At 64.7% G+C, this 7,304-nt stretch carries 7 protein-coding genes; 6 read left to right on the forward strand and 1 reads right to left on the reverse strand.

The annotated features are described in order from the left end of the window. Positions 1–461: 461 nt before the first annotated feature. From MFF42_RS05845 to MFF42_RS05870, 6 genes are all read left to right on the forward strand, one after another. Positions 462–1,022: an HdeD family acid-resistance protein gene (locus MFF42_RS05845; RefSeq protein WP_238254899.1), complete on the forward strand. Its 561-nt coding sequence runs from the start codon at positions 462–464 to the stop codon at positions 1,020–1,022. 767 nt (positions 1,023–1,789) lie between these two features. Next, the gene (locus tag MFF42_RS05850; protein WP_238254900.1) at positions 1,790–2,047 is read left to right on the forward strand and encodes a PRC-barrel domain-containing protein; all 258 of its coding nucleotides are present in this window, start codon (positions 1,790–1,792) and stop codon (positions 2,045–2,047) included. A 261-nt stretch (positions 2,048–2,308) separates the two neighbouring features. Next, entirely contained in the window at positions 2,309–2,533 is a 225-nt protein-coding gene (locus MFF42_RS05855; protein ID WP_238254901.1) for a hypothetical protein, read from the forward strand. A 74-nt stretch (positions 2,534–2,607) separates the two neighbouring features. Next, on the forward strand, positions 2,608–3,612 hold the full coding sequence (glsA, locus tag MFF42_RS05860) for a glutaminase A (protein ID WP_238254902.1): 1,005 nt from the start codon (positions 2,608–2,610) through the stop codon (positions 3,610–3,612). Between the two features lie 82 nt (positions 3,613–3,694). After that, positions 3,695–5,350 carry an MFS transporter gene (locus tag MFF42_RS05865; RefSeq protein ID WP_238254903.1) on the forward strand — a complete coding sequence of 552 codons (1,656 nt, stop codon included), beginning with the start codon at positions 3,695–3,697 and terminating at the stop codon, positions 5,348–5,350. Between the two features lie 76 nt (positions 5,351–5,426). Further along, the gene (locus MFF42_RS05870) at positions 5,427–6,887 is read left to right on the forward strand and encodes a metal-dependent hydrolase family protein (protein WP_238254904.1); all 1,461 of its coding nucleotides are present in this window, start codon (positions 5,427–5,429) and stop codon (positions 6,885–6,887) included. A gap of 173 nt (positions 6,888–7,060) precedes the next feature. Here the strand turns inward: MFF42_RS05870 and MFF42_RS05875 are convergent. After that, a partial coding sequence (locus tag MFF42_RS05875) for a hypothetical protein (protein WP_238254905.1) occupies positions 7,061–7,304 on the reverse strand: 244 nt, incomplete at its 5' end.

Raw genomic sequence — 7,304 nt, forward strand, 5'->3', positions numbered from 1 at the left:
TCGCCAACGAGAAGCGGTTTACGGAGTTGGAGCCGAGTCAGATCGGCCGCGTCTCGCAATCCGTCAAAGCGGCACAGGCCAAGCGCGACGCCGATTGAAGCCTTTTTCGGTTCATCACGACCCTATCCTGCGGCGGCGAAAACGCTTGCGGCCTCATCGGGGGTGACGGTGTCGAGGAAGCGCGCGATGGCCGAATGCAGCCTTGCTCGACGACGCGCTCGGCCGCTCTGCGCAGCAACGCTTGGGATCGGGAGCACTGCCGCGTCCGCCGGTTCCAGGGGTCATCGCCCCCGAGACGCACTGTTCCGACCGCGGGAATTTCCTTCGTACCCCTCAGGTTTCACCCGATGGTCTGACCCGACGCGCGCCCATACCCTGCCATGAGCGGCGCGCGTCACCGCGGCGTCGGCCGGATCGCTCGATCTCGCTGAGACTCCGGGAACGTGACTTTGGAGTGAAGCATGAGCACCTTCACCGCCGGATCTCGGTCATCGAGCCTCGGCTCGTCCACACCGCCCATCTGGACCCGCGTGCTGATCGGGGGCGTGCTGCTCCTGGCCGGACTGCTCGTCCTGGGTGACGTTGCCCTTGCGACGACCGTCAGTACGATCTTCATCGGTCTCATCGCCATCGGTGTGGGTGCGTTCGAAATCGGCCACGTCGTGTGGACGAAGGGCTGGGGCGGATATGTCTGGCAGGCCGGTCTGGGCCTGATCTATATCGGCTTAGGCATTGTCCTCGTGAGCCAGCCCGCGTCCGGCGCGGTGATCCTCACCTACGTGATCGGCTTGTTGTTTCTCCTGTCCGGGATTTTCCGCATCCTGTTCAGCATCAGCCACTGGAACGAAGTGGGTCTGATCATGTTCCTGGCGGGCTTGGTCGGGGTTTTGGCAGGATTTTTTATTCTGATGGGATTGCCGAAGACCGGGGTCTGGGTCCTGGGCCTCATCCTCGGTTTCGACCTGATCAGCCACGGCGTTGCTTGGTTGAGGTATGCCTGGGTATCGGGCGCCGACGCGTAGCCTGCCGCAGCGGGAACTCACGGATGCGGCTTCCTCTCAGGGATGATCCGGTGGCGCACCGGGAGTTTCCCCTCCTCGATCTCGGATTTCGCCCGGTATCGGCCGCGAGCGGCGCGGTCTAACCTTCCGTCGGTCGTCGAGAGGGCCGGATGCCGTCTCATTGGCGTCGGCGGAGGCGCCCTTCCTTCATTCCGGTGCTGCGGGCTCAGATCAACGTTCAAGGCAGCGCTTGCTGGCATCCGGAGAATACCGGTCTTCCCCATCGGAGTTCGATCATGCCTTTGCACCTGTCCCGGATGAGCAGCCGCCATGCCCTTCTTGCGGTGGCGATCCTCGGAGGAGCCATATTCCTCACACCGAGCGGGCAGGCCGCTCCGGTTGGTCCGTCGACGATCGTGGTCCCACCGATGGACGGGTCCGGGATCCTGGAGGTTCGCCGACACTGGTCGCCCGGTTGGAGGCACCGCCGCTGGAAGGGTCCGCCACATTGGAGGCATCCGCATTGGCGCCGGCGCCACTGGCGCCGCTAGCGGGAAGAGCGAACCGTGGCCGTCGTCCGCCGGTCTCGCACGAGGTCACGACCCAGGACGTCTTGGCCCAAAATGCGTTAACTGCGGCCGTCTTCGGAGCGCTCGATCAGGAGACGAGAGATGCGGACTGCAGCCCGTGCGTGGGAGTCCTTCGCAGCAGTCTTGCTTCTCGCCGGTTCGGTCCATGCCCGGGAAGTCCGATCCCATCGGATGGACAGAGCGGATTGGGCAGCCCAGATGACTGCCTCCTCCCTGCATGCGGCGCTTCGAGGCCGTCCCGTCCACGACGACGGCGGCAGACGGGTGGGACGTGTCTGGGACGTCCGGGTAGCGGAGGACCGAATGACGCCCGTCGCCATCATCAGGTTGCGGCGGCGCCTCGGAGGTGGGCGGACCGCCATACCTGTCGCCCTCCTCAAGCAGGTCGGCAACGACCTGACCATCCACGGTCACTACGGTGCGCGCCAGGTCATCCGGTCGCTGCCGCGCTTCTGATGTCCGCAGCGCAAGCCCCGCTTGCCCGACCTCATCCGGCAGCGGACGCAACGTGGCGTCTCGGGTTTTTCCTCAGCCAACCTCGGGTTTCACCCGATAGCAGAGGCTGCCGCGCCCACCTAACCTGCACGACAACCGGAAGGCGCCACGCGGCTGCAGCGTGAAACCGGGGCTGCGCCTTCTCGTCCACGTCGTCGCGATGCTGCCCCGGAAGGCATCGCACGAGCGTACGTTGCCTCGAACGACAGGGAGTTTCCTTCGATGTGCAAGCTCTGGATGTTGCTCGTCGCGGGCATTGCCCTCACCGGCCTGCCTCTCTCGACGATTCCCTGCTCTGCGGCTCCGATCGGTCCGTCCGCGCTTGTGGGAGCGGCCGGTCAGGCCCTCTCGAGCGCCAGGATGACGATCGGCCGCCCCAGGGCCCTCGAGAAGAAGCGGCGCATCAAGCACGAACGCATGAGGCAGGAACGGAAGCAGCGGTACTGATCGCTGTTCGGGATGGAGCCAAAGATGACTTCCGCCGGATCGCGGCGGGATCGATGCTAAGGAGTCATCGTCCGATGCATGCTCCGACTCTGACTGCGGATTACATCGAGCACCCTTACATCTCGACCGGTCACCTGCCCGATGCAGGTCAAGTCCAAGACCTCGTCAACGAGGCCCATGCGCGTTTCAGGACGAACACCGATGGACAGAACTCACAGGTGTACCCGGCCCTCGCCAGGGTGCCGAGCGAACTCTTCGGCATCTGCCTCGTGGGAACCAGCGGAAGAGTTTTCGCGGCCGGGGACACCGACCGTGAATTCTCGATCATGAGCGTCTCGAAGCCGTTCATCTTCGCACTGATCTGTGAAGTGTACGGACCGGAGGTGTTGAGGAACAAGATCGGTGCCAACGCCACCGGCCTCGCCTTCAACTCGCTGGCCTCCATCGAGCGGGGAGACGGCGGGCGGACGAACCCGATGGTCAATGCGGGCGCGATCGCCGCGACCAGCTTGGCCCCGGGGGGCACCTCCGAGGAGAAGTGGGCGTTCATACATACCGGCCTCTCGCGCTTCGCCGGTCGGACCTTGTCCCTGAACGATGAGGTTTACGCTTCGGCCTCGGAGACGAACTTCCGCAACCGGAGCATCGCCAGGCTGCTGCAGAGCTTCGGCCGGATCTACTGCGATCCGAAGATGGCCACCGATCTCTATACGCGGCAATGCTCGCTGAACGTGAGCGCCAGGGATCTCGCCGTGATGGGCGCGACCCTGGCCGACGGTGGCGTCAATCCGCTGACCGGGGAGCGGGTCGTGGCCCCCTCCGTTTGCCATTACGCCCTGGCCGTCATGGCCATTGCCGGGCTCTACGAGACCTCGGGCGACTGGCTCTACGATATCGGCCTGCCGGGAAAGAGCGGCATCGGCGGCGGCATCGTCGCCGTCTCTCCGGGCAAGGGCGGCTTCGGTACGTTCGCGCCTCCCCTGGATGTCGCCGGCAACAGTGTCCGCGGGCAGCTGGCGGCGAAGTTCCTGTCGCAGAGCCTGGGCATGGACCTTTTCGTCTCGACCCCTGTGGTGTGAGGAGGCGCCGCGTCAAAGGAGTCATGGCCCCTTCGTCGCTCGGAGCAAAGACATGTCGGTTGGATCTTCTCCGCAGGCCGCGATGCGTTTCGAGGCGCAGGCGTCGTGGGTGCCGATGATCGCCATCGCGCTCGGCCAGTCCTTGATGTCGTTCAACGTCGCCTCTTTGCCCGTCGCCTTGAGCGGCATGGTCGAAAGCTTCCGCGTGCCGCCGACGACCGTGGCCACGGGGATCGTCATGTACTCGATGGCGGTCGCCGGCTTCGTCATGCTCGGGGCCAAGCTCAACCAACGCTTCGGCGCGCTGCAGGTCTTCCGGATCGTCATCGCCGTCTTTGGGCTGGCGCAGGTCGTGATGACCTTCAGCCTCAACGCGACGATGATGCTTGCGGCGCAGGCGGCCTGCGGCGCGGCCGGGGCGGCGCTGGTGCCGTCGCTCGTCGCCCTGATCGCGGAGAACTACCGCGGCACACAGCAGGCCACCGCCCTGGGTGCGCTCGGATCAGCCCGGGCCGGAGCCGGTGTCGCCGCGTTCATCATCGGCGGCGTGCTGGGAACCTATATCGGCTGGCGCCCCGCCTTCGGTTTCCTGATCGCCCTCTCGGCGCTGGTCTTCCTGCTGAGCTTCAGGCTTCGGCCGGATGCCGGGCGCCCCGACGTCAGAATCGATCTGGTCGGAGTCGCCCTCGCGGCCTCGGCCATCATCCTGATCGTCTTCGGCTTCAACAATCTCAACAGCTGGGGCCTCGGCGTGGCCCAACCGGCCGCTCCGTTCAATCTCTTCGGGTTCTCGCCGGCACCGGTCCTGATCGTTCTGGGAATCATCCTCGGGCAGGCCTTCCTGTCTTGGACCCGCAGGCGCGAGCGGGAGCGAAAGACGCCGTTGCTCGCGCTGGCCGTGATCGATTCCCGCAAAGAGCGCGCGGCCGTCTACGCGCTGTTCGCCGTGGTGGCGCTCGAGGCGATGCTCAACTTTTCGGTGCCCCTCTACATCCAGATCGTCCAGGGCCGCTCGCCGCTCGCCACGGCCGTCGCGATGATGCCGTTCAACCTGTCCGTCTTCTTCGCGGCGATGCTGATCGTCCGGTTCTACTCGAAACTGAACCCCCGGCAGATCGGCCGCTTCGGCTTCATCCTCTGCACCGTTGCGCTCCTGTGGCTCGCTTACGTCGTCCGCAACGACTGGAGCGAGTTGCCCGTGCTGATCGGCCTCGTCGTCTTCGGCATCGGCCAGGGGGCTCTGGTGACCCTGCTGTTCAACGTGCTGGTCACGTCGTCGCCGAAGGAATTGGCCGGTGACGTAGGGTCCCTCCGGGGAACGACGCAGAACTTGGCGGCGGCGGTCGGGACGGCAGTGGCCGGCGCACTTCTCGTCGGCCTGCTCAGCGCCGGCATCTTTCGAAGCATCGCTGAAAACCCGCTGCTGCCGCCCGAGATTCAATCGCAGGTGAATCTCGATAGCATCAACTTCGTCAGCAACGATCGACTTCGCGAAGCGATGGCGAAGACGTCGGCCTCGCCGGCGCAAGTCGATGAGGCCGTGCGCGTCAACACCGAAGCGCGCCTGCGCGCGCTGAAGATGGGACTGCTCATCATGGCTCTGGTCGCGTTGCTCTCGATCATCCCGGCCGCATGGCTCCCCGACTACCATCCGGGAGACCTTCCGGCCGATGCACCGGAGCCGGAAGCGCGGGACCATCGGCGAGCACCGATGACCCCGGCGCCGCGTCCGAGCTGAGGTCGAAGGGGCACCGGATTAAGCGCCGACGATCTGAACTCCGCCACGCGGTTCGAAGTCGAACAGGGGAGAGCGCATGTTCACCTGCACGGCGGTGGCCGACACGCTCGTCGGCAGCGGTTGCCTATGCCACCGGCCCGACGCCCGGATCGCCATGGACCGCGTCGCCACCGCCTTCTCCCGGCGAGGGTTCCTGACGGGGATGGCAGCGTCGTTGGCGAGTCTCGGCTCCGGTGCCGAGGCGCAGGAAGCCCCGCGGGTGGTGCCGACGGAGCAGCCGCGACCGGTCCTGTTCACGAACATCCGCCTGTTCGACGGCGTTTCCCCCACCCTCCGCGAGGGCGTGCAGGTACTTGTCGCGGGAAGCCGCATCGAAGCCGTCCACCAGGGCGGCGTCGGCCCGGTCGAAGAGGCGCAAACGGTCGATGGGGCCGGATGCGTGTTGATGCCGGGCTTGATCGATGCCCACACCCACCTGATCTTTTCGACGGTCCCGCTGCAGCAGGCGATGACGGCGGACCCGAACTACCTGATGTTGCGCGCCGGCAAGGCCGCCGGTGACATGCTGATGCGCGGCTTCACCTCGGTGCGTGACGTCGGCGGCCCCGTCTTCGGCCTCAAGCGGGCCATCGACGAGGGGACCATCGTCGGACCGCGTATCTGGCCCGCCGGTGCGATGATCTCGCAGACGTCCGGCCACGGAGACTTCCGCACGCTCCACGACCTGCCGCGGGCGAACAGCGATCCCCTTCATTTCACGGAACGCATCGGGGCCGCCGCCATCGCCGACGGAACCGCCGAGGTGCTTCGCCGGACGCGCGAACAGCTCTTCCTGGGTGCGAGCCAGATCAAGGTGATGGCCGGAGGAGGCGTCACCTCCGACCATGATCCGATCGACTCGACGCAATACACCGAGATCGAGTTGAGAGCCGCAGTCCAAGCGGCGGACGATTGGAATACCTACGTCACCGTCCATGCCTACACGCCGAAAGCGATCAAAGCCGCGATCAGGGTCGGCGTGAGATGCATCGAACACGGTCACCTCGCCGACGACGAGGCAGCGCAGCTGATGGCCGAGAGAGGCGTCTGGTGGAGTCTCCAACCCTTTCTCGATGACGAGGATGCGACGCCGTTTCCACCGGGCTCCTCCAATCGCGCGGCGCAAGTGAAGATTCTGACGGGGACGGATGATGCGTACCGATTGGCGAAACAATACAAGATCAAGACGGCGTTCGGAACCGATATCCTCTTCTCGGCGAAAGTCGCCGCGCGACAAGGCGCTCAACTCGCCAAGCTGACGCGATGGTACAGTCCGGCGGAGCTGCTGAGCATGGCAACAGCCGGGAACGCGGAGCTTCTCGCCCTCTCAGGACCGCGCAGCCCCTATCCCGGCAAGCTCGGGGTCGTCGAGGGCGGAGCGCTCGCCGACCTTCTGCTGGTGGACGGCGATCCCCTGACCGAGACGGCGCTGATCGCGGAGACGAAGCGGATTCGCCTGATTATGAAAAATGGACAGATTTATAAGAACACGCTCTGAGGGACATGATGCTCAGCCGATCTCGTCAGCGGCTCGGGCTGCCACATTTGCATGCGCAATGATTGATCTATGTCATCGATGCGTACTGCAGCTTTCGCGCAACACGTAAGAGATAACATTCGCCCGGCATCCATTCTATTTGTATGAATCGGCGCAGGCGTTTATATTGAACATCACGGGGTGCGGCAATAAGAATATTTGCACAATTCTATCGTATGCTCTCGTTTCGGGTTTGGAACGGAGGAGAAGATTAGCTCTCGAAGCGCATGCAAGATACATTTCTGCTGAAGCGACTCAATGCTTGCGTCCCGGACATCTTGATGGGAGTGCAAAATGAAGCTGGTCACAAGCATTTTGCTCGGCTCGTCGGCAGGATTGGCAGCCGCTGCCACGGGGCAAGCCGCCGATCTATCCCAC

It is taken from the genome of Methylorubrum podarium (genome assembly GCF_022179745.1).
Taxonomy (GTDB): Bacteria; Pseudomonadota; Alphaproteobacteria; order Rhizobiales; family Beijerinckiaceae; genus Methylobacterium; species Methylobacterium podarium.